Genomic DNA, 24,645 nt, shown 5'->3' on the forward strand with positions numbered 1-24,645 from the left:
TAATCGGGAATATATCGCTCGTAATCGGGAATATCTTAAAATACTCGATGACCAGCCTTTGAAAATCCACTGATATAACCGGTTGCATACAACCAAAACCAGCTTTTTTTCTGGTAAAAATGCACTCTCCCTATCAAACTCCAGCATTGCCAGCAAAAAATCAAGATAAAACTGCAACACAGCCTATTACTAATCCTGAAACAATAACAAAAAGGCTGCCCACAAAGGCAGCCTTTCTACTACTCTATGAAATTCTGATTATCGCGCTTTTTCCAGTACAGTTTTAACCTCATTATAAGCTTTGAGCAAAGGTTTGTAATCATCCCGGACAAGGCCGATTTTCTCCACAATCACTTCGATTGCGATCAGTATGGCGAGGATGACAATCAGTGATCCCCATACTGTTGCAAACGAAAATATAAAGGCTGTTAGTCCGAACATGGCACTCATCGCATAAATCAGCAGCACCGTCTGTCTATGAGTGAAACCCGTCTTAAGGAGACAATGGTGAAGATGCGATTTATCAGGCGCAGACAAAGGCTGCTTATTCACGAGCCTCCGTACTATAGCGAAGAAAGTATCCGATATAGGCACACCCAGGATGATGATTGGCACAATCAGGGAAATGAATGTAACATTCTTAAATCCTAGCAGTGACAAGACACCGACGATATATCCAAGGAACAGGGCTCCTGTATCACCCATGAATATTTTTGCGGGATGAAAGTTGTAGAACAGGAAACCGATGGTGCTGCATGCCGTAATCAGGGCAACTGCCAGCACGTAATCGTTCCCCATGATAAAAGCCATTCCGGCAATCGTCAAAAGGGCAATGGTCGAAACGCCGCCAGCCAGACCGTCAAGGCCGTCAATCAGATTGATGGCGTTGGTGATGCCGATGATCCAAATCATTGTGAGCGGAATGCTGAAGATACCGAATTGAATCTCGCCTCCAAACGGAAGATTGATGAACGTTACGTTCATATCGCCTCCAACTACAACGATGAGCGCAGCAACAATCTGCCCTGCCAGTTTCACTTTTGGCGAGATTTCTCTTACATCATCGACCAAGCCTGTTGCGATAATGATCAGGCTCCCGATTAAAACTGGCCAGTGAAAGCTTTCCTCGGGCCGAATCAGAAATATTCCAATGAGGAAACTCATATAAATAGCCAGTCCGCCAAGACGGGGCATGATATTCTGATGGACCTTTCGCTTGTTGGGCTGATCGGTTGCCCCTATTTTGAATGCCAGCTTTTTTACGAATGGAGTGAGGAGTATTGCAGCCAGAAAACAAGCGACCATTGTTATATATAACATAATGCCCTCCGTTTATCTAAAAAGCCATAGATTTTTAAAATTGGAAGAAGAACGGCAATAGTCCTTCTTGTCTTAGTGGATTATAGCACAGTCTTTTGCTGTTGAAAATAAACATTAATGCACAAATAGTTTATAAGCATTATAGACACTATCGGCAAATGATTGAACCGAGTAACGCTGGGATGTATAATTGCGGAATTTTTTGCCTATTGTTTTCAACTGTCCCCGGGCCTTCAAACAAATTGCCTCCTGAATCGCAGCGGCAATTGAATCAGGGGTTTCACCAACAATGAAACCGTACGAATTGTCAGGAATCATATCCCTTACACCGCCAACATCTGTCGTGATGGCTGGAGTGCCTTCCCTGGAGGATTCAAGCAGTACGAGAGGGAAGCTCTCTGTTTTGGACGTCAGCAATGTAATGTCGGCCAATTGGAAAAATGGAGCGACTTCTTCCTGCTGACCCATAAACAGAACATCATTCTCAAGGTTTCTGTCTTTGACTAGCGCCTCTATCCGCTTCCTTTCAGGACCTTCCCCAACAAATAGCAGCCTGATCTTTTCCTTTGAGGCTCCCATTGCCTGTTCAAACGCCGCAATGGCTAATTCATGCCTTTTTACAGGGTCAAAACGGGCTACCATTAATAAGACGAATTCCTCGGCCTGAAGTTTCAAATCTTCTCTGGAAATTTTACATTTAGTAGAGAAGTCAAAGTCTATTCCATTGTAAATCACCGTAATTTTGTTCCCTTTTACATTAAATTCCCTCAACATGTCCTTGAAGCGGTCAGAAACGGCAAAATAATGGTCTGGTTTTTTCAATACCGCCATATTAAGGCATGTAAACATCCTGCCAATGATGCCCCTGCCCAGAAAATCATTTCTTGGGTCACTATGGACAGTTGTTGCCCATGTGACGCCAGTCATCAGCCTGATGATATAGCCAAATAAATTGGCCCGAGCCCCATGTGTATGGATAATATCAATTTTTTCATCTTTAATGAACTTTTTCAGTTTGAAGAGAATGCTTATATCATACCGAGAAGACTGGCTGAATGTAACAGTCCTGATCCCAAGCTCTTTTGCTTTTTTGGCAAAAATACCATCCTCAAACAAACCCAAAATCAACTCTTTTTCATTAATGCCCTTTAACAATGACAAAATGTGGACCATGCCCCCGCCTGTCTCGTTCCCAGCATTCAGGTGCAGTATTTTCATGAAGGCACCAGTCTCCTTTATGTTTAAAGTAATATCATTTTTTCCTAAGAACTCGCGCTTTTGCCACTTCCACAACAAATTGTGGCAGGACCAGCATCCGCTTCCATCTCTTTGGCTCCTGGAGCAGCCTGTAAAGCCATTCCGCATGTACCCTTTGCCATAGTTCCGGAGCTCTTTTCACCGTTCCGGCAAGAACGTCAAAACTTCCGCCAACCCCGATGAATAGGCCCTTCTCAAATTCGCCCATATGCTCATAAATCCATTTTTCCTGGCGTGGAAAACCCACGGCGACGAAAATCAAATCAGGTTTTGCGGCTTTGATTTCCGCTACAATAGCATCTGAATTCTTGAAATAGCCGTCATGATAGCCGGCAACCTTTAATCCTTTGTACTTTACATGCACTGTGTCTACAGCTTTTTCGACTACTTCTTTCTTAGCTCCGAGGAAGTAGGCACTCCAGCCTTCCCTGCTTCCGGCCTCCAGCAGGGAGCACATTAAGTCATAGCCTGCCACCCGCTCCGGGAGAGGTGTGCCCAGCATTTTTGAACCAAGGATCACGCCAGTGCCGTCAGCAATCACATAATCGGCATCCTTCAATATTTCCCTGTATTCCTCATCTTTCCTCGCATACATGACAATCTCAGGGTTGGCCGTCACCAAAAAGGTTTTTTTTCCTCGATTTATTTTCCCCCGAAGAGCCTTCATTAAGTCGTACGCATTATAATAATCAAATTCCATTCCTAGAACATTTATTTTCTTTCGCGTCATGTGCAACAGAATACCTACTCTCTTACTTTTTTCGGTGGTCTGCCAGTGCAGCCTCATATATTTCCGCATATTTCCCTGCCGCTGCAAGATGAGAGTACTCGTCCTCTACTTTGCTGCGTGCAAGGTCTGCAAGCTTCTGCCCGAATGATGGATCATCAAGGATCCTGATGATTGAATCGGAGAACTGGCTGATATTTTGGACATCCACGAGCAATCCATCCTGCTCATGGACGAATATTTCCTTCAGTCCCCCTACCGCTCCCGCAACAACCGGAGCGCCGGAGCCCATTGCTTCCAGTGCCGAAATGGAGGTTGCTTCTTCGACCCCGTACGAATGCACGCTTGGGACAAGCACAATATCAGCCGCCGCATAGAGCCCCTTCATTTTTTCGTGAGGAACCGAGCCGAGCAGTTTAATATTCTTTTGAAGTCCTTGCTCTGCCATGATCTCCTCTATTCTTCCCTGCTGTTCCCCAGTCCCTGCATAGACAAGCATGGTGTCAGGATGCTTCTCCAAAACCTTGCGAAGGGAAAGGGCAGGATACGTCACCCCATTTTTCTCTGTCAGCCTTCTCGGCACAAATAGGATCTTGGCGTTCTCAGGCAGTCCGAATTCGGCTCTTACCTTTGAATGATCCTCTTTTGCCGGCTGAAAATCGTTCACATCAATGAAGTTTTTGATGGTGAACGCTTCAACATCCGTCTGTTCCAAAATATATTCCCGTATCCGTTTATCGACCGCGATGACTTTCGCTGCGTTTTTATACGCCTGTCTTTCGGTCTCAAGGATTTCCTTGTCTTCCTCGCTACCTTTAATAATCGCGCCCCGGCTGATGGCTTCAAAGGAAAAATATCCATGGACAGTCGCAACGGTTGGAACACCAGTCTCTATCGCCGCGATTGCCGCATATACGTCCTGTGAGTTGATAAGATCGTATTGGCCCTTCCTCTGCTCCAGATAGGAGGAAAGCAGCTTTCTTTTTTGACGGTCGTTTAAAAGCTGGCCTTTGCCTTTATTGAATTTATTGATAAGGAACCCGGGTGCCTGGGCATAAACTTTACGGATCAACGGGTTCATATCGCTGAAAGACAAAACATCTACAGAGTGCCCAAGCTCCTCCAGCCCTTTCTTCAATGTGGATACATGTGTGGAAAGTCCGCCCTCGTGAGGGTACTGGAAAATGGTTGTAATCAAGATTTTCATAAGATATTACCCCTTTTTAAATAATTGCAAAATTACTTTTGTTTCTTTTATCCGCAAAATGTAGGAAAGCCCTAGGAACACGGCGAACACAATGACAGTGATGATTGTGAGCAGCAGGATATTGGGCAGGTCATGAATATATTGATAAACCGGGTATGCGGCGATGCACGTTCCTGCAAAAGCGCCAAGGAACTTCATGATATCCATTAAGAGTTCCTTTAACGCGCCTTCCTCCGGCTTTGTTTTCACCCATAAAAACAGGGAGAGCATCAGTACCTGTAGAAGTGTGGCGATGCTTGTTGCCATAGCAATTCCTGAAACTTCAAAAAAGGCAGAAAGGGAAAAGCTCAGGATGACGTAGACCAACACCATTGAAACGCTCGTATACATTGCCAGCTTTGTTTCTTTCAACGCATACAGACAGTTCATCAAGTAGTCCCTGAGAGCGAAGAACACAAGCCCGAGGGAATAATAGACAAACACAGGAACTGTTCCCGAAGTAGCATCGTTGTCAAATGCCCCCCGCTCAAAAGCGAGTTCAATCAGATCCCTGCCCCCAATCACCATGACAGCGACAAACGGGATTGAAAGGTAAATAATCGTTTTGGCCCCTTTCATTACAAGTGAAAAGAACTCTTTTTTTCCCTTTAAGGCCGATTCGACGATTGAAGGATACAGGACCGTGATGAGCGGAGCCATCAGGATGCTGAGCGGAAGCTGCATGAGCCTAGTGGCATAATTCAGTGCCGACACACTGCCCGCTTCAAATCCTGAAGAAATGATGCGGTCAGTTACCCCATTGATCTGTACTGCCAGTGAAGCAATGATGATGGGGTAAAAAAGAATTAATGTTTCCTTTATCCTCTTCCTTTCTTTCCTGAAAGAAAAATTGAGCCGAATATCATACTTTGACATGGACGGATACTGGATCAGGAACTGGAAGATCGTGCCGACAAGGACACCGGCTGCCAGGCCGTACACGCCGTACTTGTCTGCTAAAAGCACGGTAAAGAGAATGACGACAATATTTTGAGCTGTTGCCGTTAAAGATGGGGCGATAAATTTCTTATGGGAGTTAAGTACGCCTGTAGAAATGGTCGTCAGTGCCATAAAAATAATCCCTGGCACCATAATCCTAGTCAGCAATGCTGCCGTTTCCTGCTTTGCCTCACTGAAACCCGGAGCTACCATCCTGACAAGCTGTTCCGATAATATAAACGATAGAACCGAGATAAAAGTTGCAAAAACGAGGAAAACAGTTCCAAGAACACTCATCGTTTGATCAGCTTTGGCAGGATCCTTTTCTTTTTCTTCTACATAAATCGGGATGATTCCCGAGTAAATGGCAATCCCGATTGCTGTGTACAGCAAGGTTGGAATTATATTGGCGACGAAAAAGACATCGGCCGTCTCTGACGCTCCAAAATAGGTGGCGATTATCGCTTCTCTCACAAAACCGAGTATCTTTCCAAAGGCCGAAATGATGGTCACAATGCCGACTGCCTTTACAATGCCGGGAAGTTTCTTAAACTTCGCTATCATACAAATACCTCTTTTTTCTCTCTGTTTGTACACAAAAAAATTTGCAATATGCTCATTATAAACTTTACCACTTTCGATTGGAATAGCATGTAAATTAAGAGTATATTAAATCAGCGTAAATACAGGGCGGAAAATAAAAAATAATTCCCGCTGCATGCGCCCCGGGAATTATTTTTCTTATCGTTTCATGGTTCCGTTTCTAGCGACCATGGAGTTCAGCACAAAACCAATCAGGATATAGTAATAAAGCGTAAAGGTTTTATCTTCAAAAATGTTATAGAACATTCCAGCAGCAAAGCCCCCTGCAAGAATGGCAATCAGCGCGATTGCAGCGGCATTTTCCTTTCGCCTTTTCCAGAGTGAACCTACCATCCCAAGGATGAATACAGCAAACGTCACGACACCCATGGCGCCTGTTTGAACAATTACCTGAATAAACTGGTTATCGGAATATAAATTTTCCGGTATTTTATAGCGCTCATAAATAGGCGAAGAATAAGCCAGGGACGCTGAGTCGCCATATGTGCCGAAGCCTGTGCCAATTACAGGATGCTCTTTGAAAATTTCAAACCCTCTGTTCACAACATAGAGTCTGCCCCATGCTGTACTCTTTTTAATCGTGTCTTTATTGAAAGCTTCATTCATCCGCTGAGAGAAGTCGCCGTTTTTCTCTCTCAGTTCCTTGTCGCTCTGGTGTTTTTCCGAATGGTTCTCCATATAGGTTGTAAGCTGGACAACCGGATAATAGACGAGCGGGAGGGACAGGACAAGACTGAGAAGAAGAGGTTTGAATATTTTCCAGTCCCTTGACAGGAAGAGATATACGACCAGGCCGACACCTAGGGCGATAATCGTCCCGCGTGAATAAGTTAAAATAAAAGCGCCAAAAATTAAAACGGAAAAAGCTGTAATGAGTACCTGCTTATTTTGAACAATCCGTTTCAGATAAAGCGTAAAAATAAAAGCGATCGAGAGATACGTCGCTAAAACATTCGGATTCCCGATAAGACCGTAAATTCTCATCCGATTGGTCTCTGCAAGGTGCATATTCTCCCAGCTCTTAGGTAAAAACATTGTTCTGAGTGACACTTTTTCAATAATGCCATGGACGGACAGCAGGACAGCCATCAGGATCGTGACCCATAAAAAAGAAATAACGTCTTTTTTTGTAATATCAAGGCTTCGAACTACAAAAATCAGTAAAAATGTAATCAGGAAGGCCCTTAGCTGAAAAACAATGGCGCCAATCGATACACCGGTCAAAAGCGCTGAAGCTGCACCGATGGCACAAAAAGCAAGAAATCCTGCAATAAACACAATGCCCTGTTTCCATTCTCCCTTGTTCTTGAAATAGTATGGAAGGCACTTTATGAAAAGGAGAATAATAAGCAAATCTCCCACAAACTTGATACTGTCGTTAACTTCAATCAGAAAAGGCCTGACAGGGAAATAAACAATTAAAAACAAAATCCCCTGCTTTGGATTAAGCACGAGCATGCCAACAATGAGCAAAGTAACGGCCAGTCCGACCACTGTACCGGGGAACAGCAAACTAAAAATAAGCAGAGCAACAGATACAATCAATCCATATTTTCGAATAAACTCCAATGATGAAACCACCTTTATACTACATATGTATAATTTCTTCTATTCCTTTTTCTCGGAATATAATATCACAAATTCAAGAAGCGGAAGGTTTTTTTTTTTGTAAACTTTCAAATAACCGCTAAAATTGTTATCATTAATTTACATTTTAACAAAACATTAACATAGATTCAGGAAGGCAGGGCAGCTTGATGAAAGGGAGAATCACTGCAAACAAAAAAGTATCCGTATATATGACGATTCTGATCGTCATTCCGTTTCTCACGCTTTTCGTAACCGAAGCAATCCATCGCGGATCCCTCCGCAGCGCCTTCGATTGGATCTTCGACAGCAGCTTTTCAGTTCTTGTATCGTATTTGTTCTACCTTTTATTTGTATCTTCCTTTATTTTTCTTCCAAAAAAATTGTTCATTCCTTTTTTGTTTCTCCAGTCATGGTTCTGGTTCCTTGTGGCGTACGGGAGCTACCGCAAATTCCAGCTACGTGGGACAAGGCTGATGCCGACCGACCTAGAGCTTGTGAAAGAAGGCATAGCGATCATGGACAGCGCCGGGGATCTGTTCACCTGGAGGACAGGTGCTGCCATCGCCCTGGTACTCGCTTTGTTCATCGTGATGATTTACTTTGCCATAAGGCATTCCAAGCAGCTTCCCCTAAAAATCCGGGCGGCCATTTCGTTTTTCTCCATCCTGCTCTTTGCCGCGCTGACGATGAATCCGCAAGTGTTTTCCATGCGTGTGAGCGAGGAGCAGCAAAAGGATGATTACGGCAGTCTCGGCCTTGCAGGAGGATATTTGGAAATCAGGAAGAAAACAACCGTGCAGAAGCCTTTCCGTTACGGGGAGGACAGGATAGGGAAAATCGCTACCGTCAAAACGCCACCAGGGACTGTCGACCCCAATTTCAAGCCAAACATCATTGTCGTGCTTGCCGAAGCGTTATGGGATCCGCTCAAGCTCGAAAAGTTGGATCTGGAGTATGACCCAATCCCGAACTTCCGGGCGCTTTCCGAAAACTATCCTTCTGGAGATATGCGGGTCCATATCTACGGCGGGGGGACGTTCAATTCGGAAGTCGAAGTGCTGACAGGGCTGACGACCAGATTCCAGCCAGAAGCCATGGAAGCCTATTACATCAACCGGCCGACCGATTCGCTTGCCCATGTGCTCCGTAAACAGGGCTATCGTACCGCCGCGGTCCATAATTTCAAGAATTGGTTCTATAACAGAAGCGTCGTCTACAAGCACCTCGGATTCGAAAAATTCGTCGCAATGGAATTTTTCAATAATCCCGTCAAAATCGGGCCGTACATCGATGACAATGAACTGATGAACCAGGCTGTCACCGAGCTGAAAAAGACGGAAGGCCCTGATTTTCTAAATGTCGTCACAGTGGCGAGCCACGGGCCGTACATCGACATCCGTTACAATGACTTGCAAAGCTGTTCGAAATCCAGCGTTCTAAACAAGGAAACGAAATATATTCTTGACCTGTACTGCCGGACGCTGAAAGATACCGATGAATCGATCAAGACGCTCATCGATGGCGTTAAGGAGCTGAATGAGCCGACAATCGTCGCCATCTATGGCGACCACCTGCCGATGCTTGGCAATAATTTCGAAGTATACCGCCAGGCAGGTTACATGAAGGACACAAACATTTACAGTGATTATGAAAAAATGTATTCCACACCGCTTGTCGTCTGGGACAATTTCACGCCACCTGGCAACAGGGAACGCTTGAAAATGACGCCGAACTTCCTTGGCTCGTATTTGCTCAGTCATGCTAAAAAAGAGATGTCACCCGTTTTCCGGGAAACCAAGAAAGTATACGACCAAGGCATTACAATCATTCCCCGGAGGGAACATAATGATGAGGAGAAGCTGGACCAGTCGAAGCTCGAAGATTATAAGCTGATCCATTATGACACGCTTTACGGCAACCAGTATCTCTATAAAAACAATCCGGTCTCTCCCGTGGAGGACTACTTCCTCGGCAGTGAGCGGATCGCAATCACAAGTGCCGACACCGTGTCCGAAGGCAAGTACAACATACGGGTAACAGGTAAGAACTTCGTGGAGCACGGTAAGGTCTTTTACAATGATAATCTGCTCCAAACGAAGTTCGTCAGCGAAAACGTCATGCTCGCTGTCCTGCCCGACAGCATGCGGAAGCAAAAAGAAAAGCTCGTCGATGTAAAAGTGCTCGATGACCAAAAGACGCCAATTGCAAAGACCAAGCTGATTCCTCTTGATGGAGAGTGACGGAAAACCAGAATGCGGCAGGTGATGTGTCAGCCTGCCGGGAAATAACAGGAGAAACAAGAAGCAGAGGTCCTAATAGCAGAAAAAATCGTCGTTACGGTGCTAAGTCAGCTTCGTAACGACGATTTCTTCCTGGTAACGAAGGAGAAAGTAGATTTCGGACCGCTTCTTCTTTGGTCTTTTATCTTACATATTTCTCACAATTTTAGTTAAGTAATTCGCCACATCGTCCTTTACGTCATCACGCTGGAGAGCAAAGTCGATTGTCGCCTTGATAAATCCGAATTTATCGCCAACATCGTAGCGCTTGCCCTCAAAGTGGCAAGCGTAAATTCCATGGGACTGATTCAAAATCTGCAAAGCGTCTGTCAGCTGGATTTCCCCACCGGCGCCCGGTGCAAGGTTTTCGAGGATATCAAAGATTTCAGGCCTCAAGACATAACGGCCCAATATCGCGTAATTGGAAGGTGCTGCCTCGACTGCAGGCTTTTCAACAAGGGCATTTACCTTGAAGATGCGGTCGCCCTCTTCTACCATGCTATAATCAATGACTCCATACTTGGATACATCATTCCAATCCACAGGCTGCACACCTACAACGGAAGATTCTTTTTGTTCGTATACATCAATGAGCTGCTTCAATCCAGGCGTCCCTTCTGTCTGAATGATATCGTCGCCAAGCAACACGGCGAATGGTTCATTCTCAACAAATCTGCGGGCACAATAAATCGCATGCCCGAGACCAAGAGGTTCTTTTTGGCGGATATAGTGGATATTAGCCAAATTAGAGATTCCCTGTACCTCTTCAAGGATGTCCCATTTCTTCTTCTGGGCTAGCGTTTCTTCAAGCTCGTACGATTTATCAAAATGATCCTCTATGGCACGCTTCCCGCGGCCGCTGATGATCAATATATCCTCAATACCTGAAGCAACGGCTTCTTCGACAATATACTGGATGGTCGGTTTGTCGACAATCGGAAGCATTTCCTTCGGCTGCGCTTTCGTGGCCGGCAAAAAACGTGTTCCAAGACCGGCTGCTGGAATAATGGCTTTACGGATTTTCACTGTGCTCATATGCTCTCCCTCCCAATGATTCTTATTTTCTTTTAATAAACTGCTAGAGTATAATTACATAATATATAAAAAGGGAATCTTTCACAACTCGCTAAAAAACTGCTAAATCATTAATAGGAGCTAATATAATGAAAAAAGATCTGCGTTTATTAGTACTCGGCATGATGCCATGGAATTACTCTGAATTAAGTGATACGATCCGCTCCACTATTCTTGCGAGTGATTTCAGCAATATCGTATATATCAATCCGCAGGCTGAAAAACGCAGCCTGGCAATGAACTGGAGTGCACGCCAGGATGGTGAGGTCAGTATCTGGAACCCGCCTTACAGTCTCATTCCTACCCGCCACGGGCTTCACCGCCTACGGGAAAAGCTGTCTGCTTCCACCCTGGAAAGCTTTGTATCAAAGAGGTTGGGCGCAGGCTGGCGCGAGGATACGATAATGTATGTCACGCCTACTACCCTTGAGCAATCCTATGAATATGTGATGGCGCTAAAACCCAAGCACCTTGTTTTTGATATTCTGGACGATAACTTAAGTTTCCCTTCCATCCAGCCCGAAAAACGGAAGAAGCTTCAGGAAATGTACAGAGAGATTGGAAAAAGAGCCACAGTAATAACAGCCGTTTCCCAGCATCTCGTAAACATGGCGCAGGAACTGCTAGGCAAGGAAGCAGCCTATTTGCCGAATGCAGTCGATATAGAGCGGTTCAGCAAGAATTCGGGCCATGCTCCGGTAGATTTAGACAAGATTGTCCATCCCCGGATTACATTTGTCGGGGCACTCACAAGCTGGATTGATTTTCCGCTCCTCAGCAGTGCCGCAAGAGAACTAAAAGATATGCAGTTTGTCATGATTGGCCCCATCGACTATCAAGCCATTGATAATAGGCAGCTTGAGGTCTTGCAATCGTTAGAGAACGTTCACTTCCTTGGCGCAAAACCGTACGGCGAAGTCCCAGCCTATCTCCATGCCTCGGACGTCCTACTTCTGCCGCGGACAACGGATCCACATTCATTGGCGTGTGATCCGCTGAAGGTATATGAATACCTTGCTACCGGAAAGCCAGTCGTTTCGACAAACCATCCAAGCATAGAGCGCTTTTCATCCTTCGTGAAGAGCGGAGCAACAGCCGAAGAATTTACAGACGGCATCCGGGCTGCGCTCGATAGAAGCAAAGAAGAAGAAGCGAGACAGCAAGCCGCCATAGCGGGCCTCTCGTGGGAGGCGCGGGCTAGGAGGCTGGGAGAGCTGATTGGCGAGAAACTTAATTAGAATAATTTTTAATTTTATACAAAAACGCCAGAGGAAAAATCCTCTGGCGCTTTCCATTATTTCGATGACAAGGAAGAAGGAGTATCAGACTCGCTTCTTCGAGCCTGGGCCTCTTCCCTGTACTTTTTCTGCTCCGCCTTCGACATGGCCTTATGCTCTTTCAGAAACTTTTCATAGGCCGGTATAACTTTGTCCACTGTGTCATACATCCTAACCTCGCCAAACTCAAGCCAAAGGGCCTTTTGACAGAACTGTTTCATCTGCCCAATCGAATGGCTCACGAAAAACATCGTTTTTCCTTTTTCCTTAAATTCATTCATTTTATCAAGCGACTTTTCTGCAAACGCCTTATCGCCAACTGATAGCGCCTCATCAATCACCAGAATATCTGGATCTACATTAACAGATATCGCAAAGCCAAGGCGGGACTTCATTCCGCTTGAATAAGATTTTACAGGCTGGTCAATGAACTTTCCCAACTCTGAAAACTCAATAATCTCGGGCTCTAATACCTTAATTTCTTTCTTACTAAAACCAAGCATCAGAAGCTTCAATTCAATATTATCCCGGCCGGTCAGTTCATTGTTCAACCCTGAAGCGACCGCGATTAACGCTGCCTGGCCTTTTACTTCAACACTTCCACTGGTTTCTGGAATGATGCCTGCAATGATGTTGGAAAGTGTCGACTTTCCGGATCCATTAATCCCAACAAATCCAATGACATCTCCATCTTCAGCCTCAAAGCTGACATTTCTTAATGCATAAAAATCCTCACCGTAGCTTTTAGGGAGCAGAATATCCAATAGCTTTTCGGAGGTTTTATTATATAATTTATATTTTTTGGAAACGTTTTTTACAATCACGGATTTACCCAACGAAAATCACTTCCAATTATTATAGATAGTCTACGAAATGACGTCTGAATTTTACATGTACTGAGGAGCCAATTAAAAAGATGAACAGAACAACTCCCCAAAAATAAAGAGTAAACTCCCATCGTTCAAAAATCAGCCATTCTTCATAAAGCAGTGAAGCTCGATACCCTTCAACCAAATAATAGAAAGGATTAAGCTTAATCAGTAAACCGGCAATTCCCGGAAGATCCCTTTCCCATAAAATCGGTGTAAGGTACAGCAACATTCTCATAAGGGATTGCACGATCATCTGCACGTCACGGACAATGGTTGCTAAAGCTGAAGTTAAGATTGAAATGGATACAAGTAACGCTAAAGTTGCAAAAATAAAATATGGAAGCTGCAGATAGTAAATACTCACAGGAAAACCCAGAAACTGAAGCATGATTATACTAATGGCAAGCAGCAATAAATGCGAGTAAAGTCTCGAGAAAATTACATAGGTAGGAATTACACTTAAAGGAAAGCTCATCTTCGCAATGACCTTGATTCGGCTGTAAATAGACTTCGATCCCTGTGTAATTGAGGGATTAACAAAGAACCATACAATCAACCCTACAAGCAGCCACGGAAAAAAAGCAATGTCACCCACAGCTCTGTCATTTCCCCTGATCGCATAACCAAAAACAAACCAATAAATTGCAATTTGAATCCCTGGATTCAGCAGTTCCCACAACATCCCAAGGTAATTATTATTATTTTGGCTCTTTAATTCGTATAAAGAAAGTCTTCTTACCAGATAAAACGCTTCTATTTGCTCTCTAAGTACGGTAATAGCTGATTTCATAATTCTTCCTTCCTAATCGACAAGAAATATACGATGAACACAACGTATTGATTATACACTATTTTTTTAATTGATAAACTGCCATTATTTACGCTCATCCTAAAAAAACTCAATAGTGATAAGGGTTTTCATATTCTGTTTCAAAATGTTTCAGAACTATCTCTATCCATTAAAGATATATAACAAATAGCTTACTATTAAATAAAAGCGTTTTAAGTGTTTAAAATAGGATAATATATACTCAGCACTGATATTCCCTTTACATAGATAGGGTAAAATTTACCCTACCTTGAAAGTTCTCAATATATTTTTTATAATTGACTATACGTGTTTACGTTGCTTTTACATTCCTCGACAAGTTTTGTATAATATCTTATAGTTGTTTATAGTAGAAAATAGATTTCTAGTATCAATAATAATGAAAATATATCAGTCTCTCAAATTATAAGTCTCTATAAAATATCAGGGGGTAATTTAAGTGAAAAAAGTGATAACATATGGCACATTTGATTTGCTTCACTGGGGCCATATTAACTTATTAAAGCGCGCGAAAGCACTTGGAGACCATTTGACCGTAGCGATTTCAAGTGATGAATTCAATTCATTGAAAAGCAAAAAATCCTATCACAGCTTTGATAACAGAAAAATGATCTTAGAGTCAATTCGCTATGTAGATGAAGTAATAGCTGAAGATAATTGGGAACAAAAAATTAACGATATTGTCGATAACAACATCGATATTTTTGTAATGGGCGATGACTGGAAAGGGAAATTTGACTTCTTGAAAGATTATTGTGAAGTCATATATCTTCCTCGTACAGTGGGTATCTCCACTACGAAGATTAAAAAAGATTTATTAAAAGTTAACAATGGCTAGAGAAATTGCAGTTTTTTTATACCTTCGGGTTTTTTCCACTATTTTTTTCTTTTCGAGATTTTTCCCGGTACAGAAAAAAGTAGTGTTTGTTGTATCTTTTATAGAAAATAACAAATATGTGTATAAAGAACTAAGACGACAAGATAAATCTTGTCGTACTGTTTTTTTAGCAAATAAAAGGGTGCTTCCCTACTTCTCAAAATATGAAGAGGCAAGTACCCTATTATTTGAAATCAGTCATATAACAAGCTTTATCCGTTCAGTTTACCACCTTGCAACCGCAAAAGTTGTATTTATAGACAATTACTATGGCTTTCTTGCAGCAGCCAATTTCAAAAAGGAAGTACAGTGCATCCAATTGTGGCACGCAAATGGTGCGATAAAGAAGTTCGGACTTGAAGACGAATCAATTGTTTTCAGAAGCAGCGGAGCAAAAAGAAGATTCTGTAAAGTCTATGAGAGATTCGATAAAGTTGTGGTAGGATCAGAAAAAATGGCAAATATCTTTAAAAAGGCTTTTAATGTTTCGGAAGATAAAATATTGCGGACAGGTATACCAAGGACTGATCTTTTCTTTAACGAAAAAAGAAGAAAGAAGAGCATCCGAAAACTTTACCGCCTTTATCCTTTTTTAGCAGGTAAAAGAGTCATCTTATATGCGCCAACTTATCGGGATGACCAGCTTAGTTCCTACGAGCTTAGAGTCAACCTTGATCTCATGAAACGTGAACTTGGCAGTGATTATATCTTTTTGTTAAAACTACATCCAGCAATTAAAAGAGAGGCGTTTATAGCTTCAGGCTTAGAAGACTTTGCTTATGATTTTTCTGGTTATCCCAACATTAACGACCTTCTGTTTATCACAGATATATTAATAACTGATTATTCATCCCTTCCGTTTGAGTTTTCTCTTTTGAAGAAACCAATGGTCTTTTTTCCGTATGATCTAAAAGACTATAACCAAAAAAGAGGCTTATGGGAAGATTATACGGATTTGGTTCCCGGCCCGATTGCTTTCTCTACAGAACAAATTGCCGATACCATTAAAAATGGCAGATTCAGCGAAGAAGTAGTTGAACAGTTCAATCAAAATTGGAACAGCTATTCAAGAGGAAACTCAAGTAAAAATGTCATCACATATATAAAGGACCATCTTGATTAAAGTGGATGAAGAAACCCAATGGAATAAAAAAATAAAAACGGAGTAATGCCACCCATTACTCCGTTTTTATTATATTAAAGAACCGAAATCCACCTAGCACCTTATCTTCTTTCTTAATGAAGACACAGCTTTCAGTGAAATATTATTTTTATTTGTTTTATAGACTTCCCTATATACTTTATCTAAAGTGAACGGTTCCCCGCTTAAACTGCTGACAATAGCTTCGGTAAGCCTTTTACTAGATTTCATAACTGATAAATAAAAATCGTATGTTGAATTAGTCTCTAGGAAATGTTTCCATGGCAAAACGTAAACACCATTTTCTTTCCTGTGAAAATAAATCTTATCACCCGTTTTTCTATCTTTCAAATAAAAGTCAAGATACTGTGTAAGCGGGTCTTGGGCCTCAATTCTCACTCCACTTTCATCCATGCATATTTCTTTGATTTTAGTGCTGATGACTAAGTAGGTAAGTAAAGATCCTTTTTGGAAGTATAGTCTTCCATGTGAAAGCTCATTTTTCCTGTCGAATGAGTCAAACATTTTTTTTGTTATCCTAAAGCGGTCTTCCCTCCCATTATATTTAAAGGAGAGATAAACTTCATAGACATTGGTTATAGGTTCTCGTGGCAATTCCAGATGCCCTGTAAAAACATGTTCTGATTTTGATTGTAAATCAAAGACCATTTTTTCTTCTGCATTAATCCGTGATATAAACTCAATCTCTGCTTTTTCAACATGAAAATACTCAGGCACGCTAACTTCGTCAATTGTTATTCTCTTATCCGAAGCTTCCAAACGAGAGATTTTCACAAATTGACTCTGCATGACATCAATCATAAAAAATTTATCTGGAATATCTACTTCCTGATTCCTGAAAAGCGGAAGCGCCCAATAATATAATCCATTTTCATTCTTGATTGATCCGCTTGGCTCAGACTCCAAGAAATGAATTAATTCTTCTTCCATGCCATGAATAATCATATATATATATAGGTTTTTTACAATCCCCAAGTCATTGTTGTACACATCGGGAATTGTTTTTAGGAGGGAACCTACTTCCTCTAAATATGCTTCCCTGAAGTCTCCATCAAAAACAATATTCTTAATAGGGAAAAACAATCTGTCTAAGTTTCTCTTTAGAAATTCAGTTTTTATTTGCTCATTTCCAAAAGCATTAAAATAATCAATTTGATAGTAAAGGGAGGAAATTCGATCTTTAAAATTACCAATATCGGTTGTTAATTGGGTGATCGATTTAACTTCCGTATTTCCCCTTTTTCTCCATAGATAGACTACTTCTGGAATGACCACAATTTTTTTAGAATAGAGATATGCTTTATGGACCATTGGCCTGTCCGCATACAACATACCTGGAGGCATAAAACAGTTATTATTAAAAAGTAATTCTCTCTTGTAAATTTTATTCCAGTAAAAGCAATCATAAAAAATATCTGGAAATTGAAGTAAATCGGTTATAACCCTTTCCTTTTTCCAGACATCACTTTCCTTTTTATAATTTACTTCCCTGATATTGCCTTCAATGTAGAGATGCGGCCTTCCAATTGCAATATCGGCATCCATCTCTTTCGCTTTATTGTATAATTTTTCATATCCATCAAGCGGAACAATATCATCAGAATCCATAATGGTAACATACTCTCCAGATGCTGCATGGAGTCCCTTATTCCCCGCTACAGCTCCGCCTGCATTTTTCTGATTGATTACAGTGATGTTATCATACTTTTTCCTGTATTCTTCTATGATTACAGCACTGTTATCAGGACTTTCATCATTCACAATGATGATTTCAATATCTGTCAGCGTTTGGTTAACCAATGAATCGAAGCAGTCCCTTAGGTAAGGCTCCGTGTTATAAACTAGTACAACCACGCTGAGTTTGTATTTACCCGCCAATCTTATCACCCAGCTCATAATTAATAATTTCAGCAATCTGTCGCGCTTTTACATCTCCAAGATCAGAGAACATTGGTAAACACAGTACACTGTCACTGACCTCTTTCGCCACTGGAGTATTACTGCTGTCTGCATTGTAACAGGAGAAGTCGTTACACAGCGGGTAGAAGTATTTTCGTGCCAGAACATTATATTTTTTTAATATCTCAAACATCTGATCCCGTACGTTTTTACTTTCAAAAAGAACAGGAAAGTAAGAATAATTCGCCTTAATATTAGAATAGCCTTGAAGGAAGCGGACGGAATCCATCTCCTGAAATACAGAAACATAGGCTTGGTAAGCGGCTTCCCTCGCCGCAATGTCCGCTTGCAGTTCTTCAAGATTGCAAAGACCCATTGCAGCCTGAAATTCATTCATTTTTGCATTCGTCCCAATATAATCGACACTCTCTGGAGAAGTAATCCCAAAATTCTTAAGTGCCTTTAACTTGGGAGAAAACGAATCATCAGAAAACGTTAGTAGGCCGCCTTCAATTGAATGAAAGACCTTTGTCGCATGCAGACTGAACATGGATATATCGCCAAAGTTCCCAATCCCCTTGCCATCCAGTTCTACGCCAAACGCATGCGCGGCATCATAAATTACCTTCAGACCATGCTTTTGAGCAATCTTCTCTATTTTATATACATTACATGGTGTTCCAAATACATGTACTGCAGCAATCGCAGAAGTTTCTGAAGTAATATGTTTCTCTATTTCGTCCGGATCAATATTCAGCGTCTCTCTATCTATATCGCAGAAAACCGGAGTGAGGCCGCAATTGCTTATCGCATGGATTGTTGATGCAAAAGTAAACGGTGTCGTAATCACTTCCCCTTTTAGCCCAAGAGACTTTATCGCAATCTCAAGTGCTAAATGGCCATTCGTAAATAACTCTGCAAATGGAACTTTTAATGTTCTCTCAAGCTTTGTCTTAAACTCCTGATGAAGCGGGCCATCATTTGTCAGCCATCTTCTGTTCCATATCCCCTTGATCGTTTCAGTATAATTTGCATATTTAGGAAGTTTTGGCTTTGTAACCGGGACTGCCTGTTCAAATATCAATTGTGGGTTCATAGGTCAATTTCTCCAGTCAATTAAGCTTTCAATTGCATCAATATCAAAGACAGGAATACCAAATTTTTCATGAATTTTTTTCCGTTCACTGTAGGAATCATCAATAAAGATCGATGATTTTTCTAATTTAAAGTACTTGTGCTTCTCATCATCCTGCTGAATATGGACAATTTCTTCAAAAAGTCCCCTATCTACTTTCAACTTACGCAATGTTTCCTCGATATCATGAATATGTTTTGTAATTAATACAACCTCAATGTCTTTATAATGGCACTGATAAATGAACATCATAATATAAGGGTTGACTTTACCGCTTAAGGTAATCGTATCATCAAAATCGATATAAACCTTATCATAGGAAATATCAATCGAGAACCGATTCATTAAAGCCCTGTCAATCTCGATATCGAAATTATTAGAAATGACGTTTATATCAAAACCAAGACGGTCATAGATACTTAGCTGGGAAAAGTTAATGCCCTTATTTCTATAAAGGCTCATTGTTCCAGCAATTCTAGGAGCAATTTCCATAAGTTTAAATGAACCATTATTGGCTTCCTTCACCTGGAAGAACCACATACCTTGCAAATCCATCTTTTCATTTATTTTCTTTGCAATCTGGAATACTTCTGGTTCCATATCCATAGTATAGGAATTAACGCTTATACCACTTTTAATCCTTCTTCTTTCCCTCATACCAGCAAATTTCAGCTCTCCATGCCGGTCTGTAAAACAATCGATTGTAAATTCTTTCCCAGGAAGGTATTCAAGTATCAATAAACCATCGTTTTTATCTAAATGAAATACAAGTTCCTCACGGTTCTTAGCAAGCGCAATTCCTTTTGACCCCTGTCCCACATCTGGCTTTAAAAACACTGGGAATTCTTCTACGTCTTCCGCCTTTTCATACATAAAAGGAACAAATGCTTCGCCATCGAAATATTCGTATGTTTTCTTCTTCGATCTGCAGGTTTCGCAAACTTCCATTGAGGATGTAACTACTTCTGCCTTTAGCACGTCTTTATTCTGAGCCAGTTTAAGGACAACGCTGTCATGCGCCGGAAAAATGAAGTCTATTTTAAATTTCTCAATCATGTTATTTATTGCTTCGATAAAGCTTGGATCTTCTACGTTAGGAATTCCTTCAATATAGTTGCTGTATAAATACTTGCCGTGGTCGGAAACACTGGATGCACCAAATAGTTTAATGCCTTTAACAAATTTCAAACTATTATGGATTTCTAATCCAATCTCGGATCCACATGGGAAAACCAATACATTTTTCTGCAATTTTTTCACACCTTTTCATAGTTTACAGCAAAAAGAAAATCTTATTTAAAAACTCTGTCAACGACCCGTTTTGCGGCATTCTCATCATCAAGATAATTGTACTTGTCAGTGAAATGCTGATATTTATCTTTATATTGTTCATGAATATCATCGATGTTCATAATGGCATCAAGCAATTGGATATCATCCTGGATGACCGGACCAGGGAGATCCTCTTCCATATCCAAATAGAAACCACGGACATTATCTTTATATTCCTGATAATCATAAGCATAGAACAAGATTGGCCTGCGGGAATTGGCATAATCAAAAAAGACAGATGAATAATCGGTAATTAAAAGGTCTGAAGCAATATACAATTCCTGTATATCCTCGTATTTTGAAGCATCATAGACAAAATCCTTGTATTTTTCGTCAATAGTTAAAGCATCTGATATAAGATGATGCATTCGGAGTAATAATACGTAATCGTCATTCAATTTTTCGTAATAGCGTTCCAAATCAAACTTCAATTGAAATGAATGTGCCCATGAACCAGACATCTCATTATCCCGCCATGTAGGGGCATAAAGAATCACCTTTTTGTCCGCTGGGATGCCTAATCTCTCCTTTATTGAAGAAACCTTGCTATTCAAGTCATTTTGATAAAAAATGTCGTTTAAAGGGTAACCAACCTCGAGCATTTCTTTTTCAAATTTAAACGCTCTTTTAAAAATCTCCGAGGAGTAACGATTTGCAGAAAGAAGATAATCCCAATTCCTGGATTCAATATAAAAATTTTCCCTTGCTAGGGTTTCAGGGCCAACGATGTCGATATCGAAGCCAAGCCTTTTTAGAGGGGTACCATGCCAGGTCTGCAGGTATACATTTCCTTCTCTTTTCCTCTGTACCGGAAAGACAATATTGCTGACCCAATATTTAGCCATTGCCAAATAACTATAGTAATCTTCTGACTCACGATTAACGATAATCCTTTTTCCAGGAATCGTATCAGTGTTTTCACCAGAATATGACCATACAAATGTATAATCTTTATACTTAGGGTTATTCATCATATGTTCATAAATATATTTTGGGTTACCTGAATAATTTTTTCCGAAAAAACTTTCAAAAAAGACTATCTTCTCATGAACGGGCTCTGCTTCACATGTCTGATTAAATATACTTTTACCCTTTGCGATATTGTAAGTTCGGGCAAACTGGGCTGAATCAGTATACCAAAGGGCCAGACTATTGCCTCCCATCGTCGCATATAAGGCAAAAACAAAATCCTTTTCAGTTGGGATTGTCTCGAGGTATCTGTCCTCTTCCCTGAAAAATTCCTTAAAACTCTGCATATTAATAAGCATTTTATTCAGAAGTTTTCCATTATCGTCACTTAATTGAAGATATAGGTCCCATCTTGAGTTGTTGACTAAGTCAAATTTGAGCTTTTCAGGGTATAGAATTCCTTCGAATTCATATTGGCTGGCACCAACTTCCTTTAAGTCCAACTTAAAGCTATATCGCCTGAAAACGTCTCTCCTTTGAATAATAATTTCCGCCGTCTTTGGAACCATTTGGTGAAAGCTTTCAATTCTGCCGCTAATGGCAAAATTAGAATCCACCGTACTTAACTCTGTAATATGGTGGTTAAAAAGCATCTTTTCAGATACGACTGTAAGATTCTTGTTTTTCGTATGGGTAACTCGCCATTTACACCGGGTTTTCTCGTCAATGAACTGTACCGACTGTAAAGGGGCATGAAACCGGGAACGCTTGATAATCCGTTTTGAAAGAATATTAGCAAAGATATACAAATCTAATTTCCCATTTTCCGCAAGTTCAGCTAACTCATCAAGTTCAAAAGATGCTCTTCTTCCACTTAACTCCTTGATTAGCCTTCTTCCGCTTTGCCTGTCTTTCACCATGACATATCTTTTGGAACTAATCTTCCTTAAGCCTTCATATTCAATGACCAAGGTCCGGTTATCCACAAAGAGATTCTTGACTGTATGGTCAAGAATCATTTTATTGAGCATTGCTCCTATTTTCTTCTTCATTATTGGTTCTTCTCCTATCACGTTGAAAAACTAAAACATACACTAAGATTCCTTCTTCATCAACAAATAACGACAGCTTATTTTAATTTGCCACTGTACATTTTACTGTAATAATCCTTATAATCACCGCTGGTTACTCGTTCCATCCAACCTTGGTTACTAAGGTACCACTCTATTGTTTTAACGATCCCATCTTCAAACTTTGTATCAGGTACCCAGCCGAGCTCATTTGTGATTTTCGTTGGATCAATTGCATATCTTCTGTCATGGCCTTTCCGATCTTTAACATAAGCGATAAGTTCCTCATTTATGCTTTGGTCATGATTTTTATTCAAATAAGAAATGACTGTTTTCACTATATCGATATTTGTTCTTTCATTATGGCCGCCAACATTGTAAACTTCTCCAAGCCTTCCGTTCCTCAGGACCATATCAATTGCTTTACAATGATCTTCGACATACAGCCAGTCCCTTACGTTGAGGCCATCACCGTATACCGGCACTTTTTCATGTTTGAGGCAGTTATTGATAATGAGAGGAATCAGCTTTTCCGGAAAGTGGAAAGGGCCATAATTGTTGGAACATCTTGTAATGTTCACTGGTAGTTTATATGTGTCTGAATAAGCCTTTACAAGCATATCTGCTGACGCTTTGCTCGCAGAATACGGGCTCCGCGGGTCAAGAGGCGTCACTTCGGTGAAGTACCCTGTTTCACCAAGAGAACCATATACTTCATCAGTGGAAACCTGCAAATATTTTTTCCCTTCCTTGAACTCATCATCACCAATAGACCAATACTTTTTAGCCATATTTAGCAGGTTAAGGGTTCCGAGAACATTAGTCTGGACAAAGACTTCCGGGTGTTCTATGCTCCTATCTACATGGGATTCGGCAGCGAAGTTCACTACGTAGTCAATTTCGTTATCTTCGAAAATCCCACCAATTGCTGCAGCATCACAAATATCTGCTTGTATAAACAAATAATTCTTATGGCCCTCAATACTTTTAAGGTTCTCAAGGTTTCCGGCATAGGTGAGAGCGTCCACATTGATGATTTTCACATCATTGTATTTATTAAGCATATACTGGACAAAATTCGAGCCGATAAAGCCTGCTCCACCAGTCACTAAGTAAGTTTTCATTCTATTCACACCTTCTTCAAATCTTATAGTTTCGATGGGATGGTTTCGGCGATATGATACAGATATCGACCATAATCGGTTTTATTCAGTGATTCAGCCACCTTAAGCAGCTGCTCTTTATTAATGTAACCCTGCCTGTATGCAATTTCTTCGATGCAAGATATATATAAGCCTTGCCTGTTTTGAACCGCCTCAACATAGTTGCTTGCTTTTAGAAGGCTGCCGTGAGTCCCAGTGTCAAGCCAAGCCATTCCCCTGCCAAGAATTTCTGTTTTTAACTCACCATTTTTTAAATAGACTTCATTAATGGAAGTAATCTCTTTTTCCCCTCTGGCAGATGGTTTAATGCTTTTCGCGATTTCAACCACTTTGTTATCATAAAAATATAGACCAGGAACTGCATAATTGGACTTTGGTTTTTCCGGCTTTTCTTCTATACTGATAACATTTCCCGATTCGTCGAATTCTACAACACCGTATTCTATCGGATTGCTTACATAGTAGCCAAATACGACAGCTCCATTTTCAAGGGACACAGCTCTCTGTAATGACTCTTTAAATCCTTGGCCGTAAAAAATATTATCTCCAAGGACTAGTGCAACACTATCGTCCCCGATAAAGTCAGCACCAATAATAAATGCTTCCGCAAGGCCGCCTGGCTTGTCCTGAACAGCATAAGAAATAGAAATCCCAAGATCCGTTCCTTCTCCAAGCAGTCTTTCATATGATGGAAGATCGTCCGGTGTTGAAATAATCAAGATATCACGAATCCCCGCAAGCAACAAAACCGAAAGAGGATAATAAATCATCGGTTTATCATAGATTGGAACCAATTGTTTTGAAATAGCCTTTGTTATGGGGTAAAGTCTGCTCCCAGTACCTCCAGCCAAAATAATGCCTTTCATCTGTTTCATCTACCTTTCAGGTTTTTTTTATAGTACTTCTGAATAATAAGCTCAAAATTTCTCGATTTTTGTCAGATTTTTTATGGATTAAATCACTCATTTATTTTATAGGAAACAATCCCTTTATTCAACTCATTACGAGAAAGACACCAATTCTTAAACCTTTGAAACATTAAAGAAAAATAAATGGGAGCGTCAATAATTTTGTGTAAATGACGA

General features: G+C 40.9%; 20 protein-coding genes. 4 read left to right on the top strand and 16 right to left on the bottom strand.

Annotated features, from left to right (window positions below):
* The 7 genes from D1970_RS22635 to D1970_RS19855 all read right to left on the bottom strand — a co-directional run.
* Positions 1-180: hypothetical protein (locus D1970_RS22635; RefSeq protein WP_220453208.1), on the bottom strand; the 180-nt coding region annotated here is incomplete at its 3' end.
* Between the two features lie 78 nt (positions 181-258).
* Entirely contained in the window at positions 259-1,320 is a 1,062-nt protein-coding gene (locus D1970_RS19830) for a glycosyltransferase family 4 protein (RefSeq protein ID WP_119114593.1), read from the bottom strand.
* A gap of 114 nt (positions 1,321-1,434) precedes the next feature.
* Positions 1,435-2,538, bottom strand: coding sequence for a glycosyltransferase family 4 protein (locus D1970_RS19835; protein WP_181213351.1), 1,104 nt, complete (start codon positions 2,536-2,538; stop codon positions 1,435-1,437).
* A gap of 34 nt (positions 2,539-2,572) precedes the next feature.
* The gene (locus D1970_RS19840) at positions 2,573-3,376 is read right to left on the bottom strand and encodes a WecB/TagA/CpsF family glycosyltransferase (RefSeq protein WP_259339723.1); all 804 of its coding nucleotides are present in this window, start codon (positions 3,374-3,376) and stop codon (positions 2,573-2,575) included.
* A complete protein-coding gene (locus tag D1970_RS19845) occupies positions 3,330-4,511 on the bottom strand; it encodes a glycosyltransferase family 4 protein (protein WP_119114595.1) in 1,182 nt (393 codons plus the stop codon). Before D1970_RS19845 ends, D1970_RS19840 begins: the two co-directional genes overlap by 47 nt.
* Before the next feature lie 6 nt (positions 4,512-4,517).
* Complete coding sequence (gene murJ, locus D1970_RS19850) at positions 4,518-6,053, bottom strand: murein biosynthesis integral membrane protein MurJ (protein WP_119114596.1); 1,536 nt, start codon at positions 6,051-6,053, stop codon at positions 4,518-4,520.
* A gap of 177 nt (positions 6,054-6,230) precedes the next feature.
* Entirely contained in the window at positions 6,231-7,661 is a 1,431-nt protein-coding gene (locus D1970_RS19855; RefSeq protein WP_119114597.1) for an O-antigen ligase family protein, read from the bottom strand.
* A gap of 188 nt (positions 7,662-7,849) precedes the next feature.
* Here D1970_RS19855 and D1970_RS19860 point away from each other — a divergent pair, with 188 nt between their 5' ends.
* Positions 7,850-9,922, top strand: a complete 2,073-nt coding sequence (locus D1970_RS19860; protein ID WP_142921041.1) for an LTA synthase family protein — start codon at positions 7,850-7,852, stop codon at positions 9,920-9,922.
* Positions 9,923-10,108: 186 nt separating this feature from the next.
* On the opposite strand, the gene galU is transcribed toward D1970_RS19860, so the two are convergent.
* Positions 10,109-10,987 carry a UTP--glucose-1-phosphate uridylyltransferase GalU gene (gene galU, locus D1970_RS19865; protein ID WP_119114611.1) on the bottom strand — a complete coding sequence of 293 codons (879 nt, stop codon included), beginning with the start codon at positions 10,985-10,987 and terminating at the stop codon, positions 10,109-10,111.
* A gap of 137 nt (positions 10,988-11,124) precedes the next feature.
* Between galU and D1970_RS19870 the strand changes: the two genes are divergently transcribed.
* On the top strand, positions 11,125-12,273 hold the full coding sequence (locus D1970_RS19870; RefSeq protein WP_119114599.1) for a glycosyltransferase: 1,149 nt from the start codon (positions 11,125-11,127) through the stop codon (positions 12,271-12,273).
* Between the two features lie 56 nt (positions 12,274-12,329).
* Here the strand turns inward: D1970_RS19870 and tagH are convergent, their stop codons facing one another.
* Positions 12,330-13,148, bottom strand: coding sequence for a teichoic acids export ABC transporter ATP-binding subunit TagH (tagH, locus tag D1970_RS19875; protein WP_119114600.1), 819 nt, complete (start codon positions 13,146-13,148; stop codon positions 12,330-12,332).
* Positions 13,149-13,167: 19 nt separating this feature from the next.
* Positions 13,168-13,974 (bottom strand): ABC transporter permease, encoded by an 807-nt coding sequence (locus D1970_RS19880; protein ID WP_119114601.1) that lies wholly within the window; start codon positions 13,972-13,974, stop codon positions 13,168-13,170.
* Positions 13,975-14,452: 478 nt separating this feature from the next.
* On the opposite strand from D1970_RS19880, the gene tagD reads away from it, so the two are divergent.
* Both tagD and D1970_RS19890 read left to right on the top strand, forming a co-directional pair.
* A complete protein-coding gene (tagD, locus tag D1970_RS19885; protein ID WP_119114602.1) occupies positions 14,453-14,851 on the top strand; it encodes a glycerol-3-phosphate cytidylyltransferase in 399 nt (132 codons plus the stop codon).
* Positions 14,844-16,013 carry a CDP-glycerol glycerophosphotransferase family protein gene (locus D1970_RS19890; RefSeq protein WP_119114603.1) on the top strand — a complete coding sequence of 390 codons (1,170 nt, stop codon included), beginning with the start codon at positions 14,844-14,846 and terminating at the stop codon, positions 16,011-16,013. Before tagD ends, D1970_RS19890 begins: the two co-directional genes overlap by 8 nt.
* A 93-nt stretch (positions 16,014-16,106) precedes the next feature.
* Here D1970_RS19890 and D1970_RS19895 read toward each other — a convergent pair whose 3' ends face one another.
* The 6 genes from D1970_RS19895 to rfbA form a co-directional block, all read right to left on the bottom strand.
* Entirely contained in the window at positions 16,107-17,930 is a 1,824-nt protein-coding gene (locus D1970_RS19895) for a glycosyltransferase (protein WP_181213349.1), read from the bottom strand.
* The gene (locus tag D1970_RS19900) at positions 17,920-19,047 is read right to left on the bottom strand and encodes a DegT/DnrJ/EryC1/StrS family aminotransferase (protein WP_119114605.1); all 1,128 of its coding nucleotides are present in this window, start codon (positions 19,045-19,047) and stop codon (positions 17,920-17,922) included. The genes D1970_RS19895 and D1970_RS19900 overlap by 11 nt, the downstream gene beginning before the upstream one ends.
* Before the next feature lie 3 nt (positions 19,048-19,050).
* Positions 19,051-20,337 (bottom strand): ATP-grasp domain-containing protein, encoded by a 1,287-nt coding sequence (locus D1970_RS19905; RefSeq protein ID WP_119114606.1) that lies wholly within the window; start codon positions 20,335-20,337, stop codon positions 19,051-19,053.
* A gap of 41 nt (positions 20,338-20,378) precedes the next feature.
* Positions 20,379-22,379: a CDP-glycerol glycerophosphotransferase family protein gene (locus D1970_RS19910; RefSeq protein ID WP_119114607.1), complete on the bottom strand. Its 2,001-nt coding sequence runs from the start codon at positions 22,377-22,379 to the stop codon at positions 20,379-20,381.
* 77 nt (positions 22,380-22,456) lie between these two features.
* Positions 22,457-23,521, bottom strand: coding sequence for a dTDP-glucose 4,6-dehydratase (gene rfbB, locus D1970_RS19915; RefSeq protein WP_119114608.1), 1,065 nt, complete (start codon positions 23,519-23,521; stop codon positions 22,457-22,459).
* A gap of 23 nt (positions 23,522-23,544) precedes the next feature.
* Entirely contained in the window at positions 23,545-24,426 is an 882-nt protein-coding gene (rfbA, locus tag D1970_RS19920) for a glucose-1-phosphate thymidylyltransferase RfbA (RefSeq protein ID WP_119114609.1), read from the bottom strand.
* Between the last annotated feature and the right edge of the window lie 219 nt (positions 24,427-24,645).

Source organism: Mesobacillus zeae, from assembly GCF_003570705.1.
GTDB classification, from domain to species: domain Bacteria; phylum Bacillota; class Bacilli; order Bacillales; family Cytobacillaceae; genus Mesobacillus_C; species Mesobacillus_C zeae.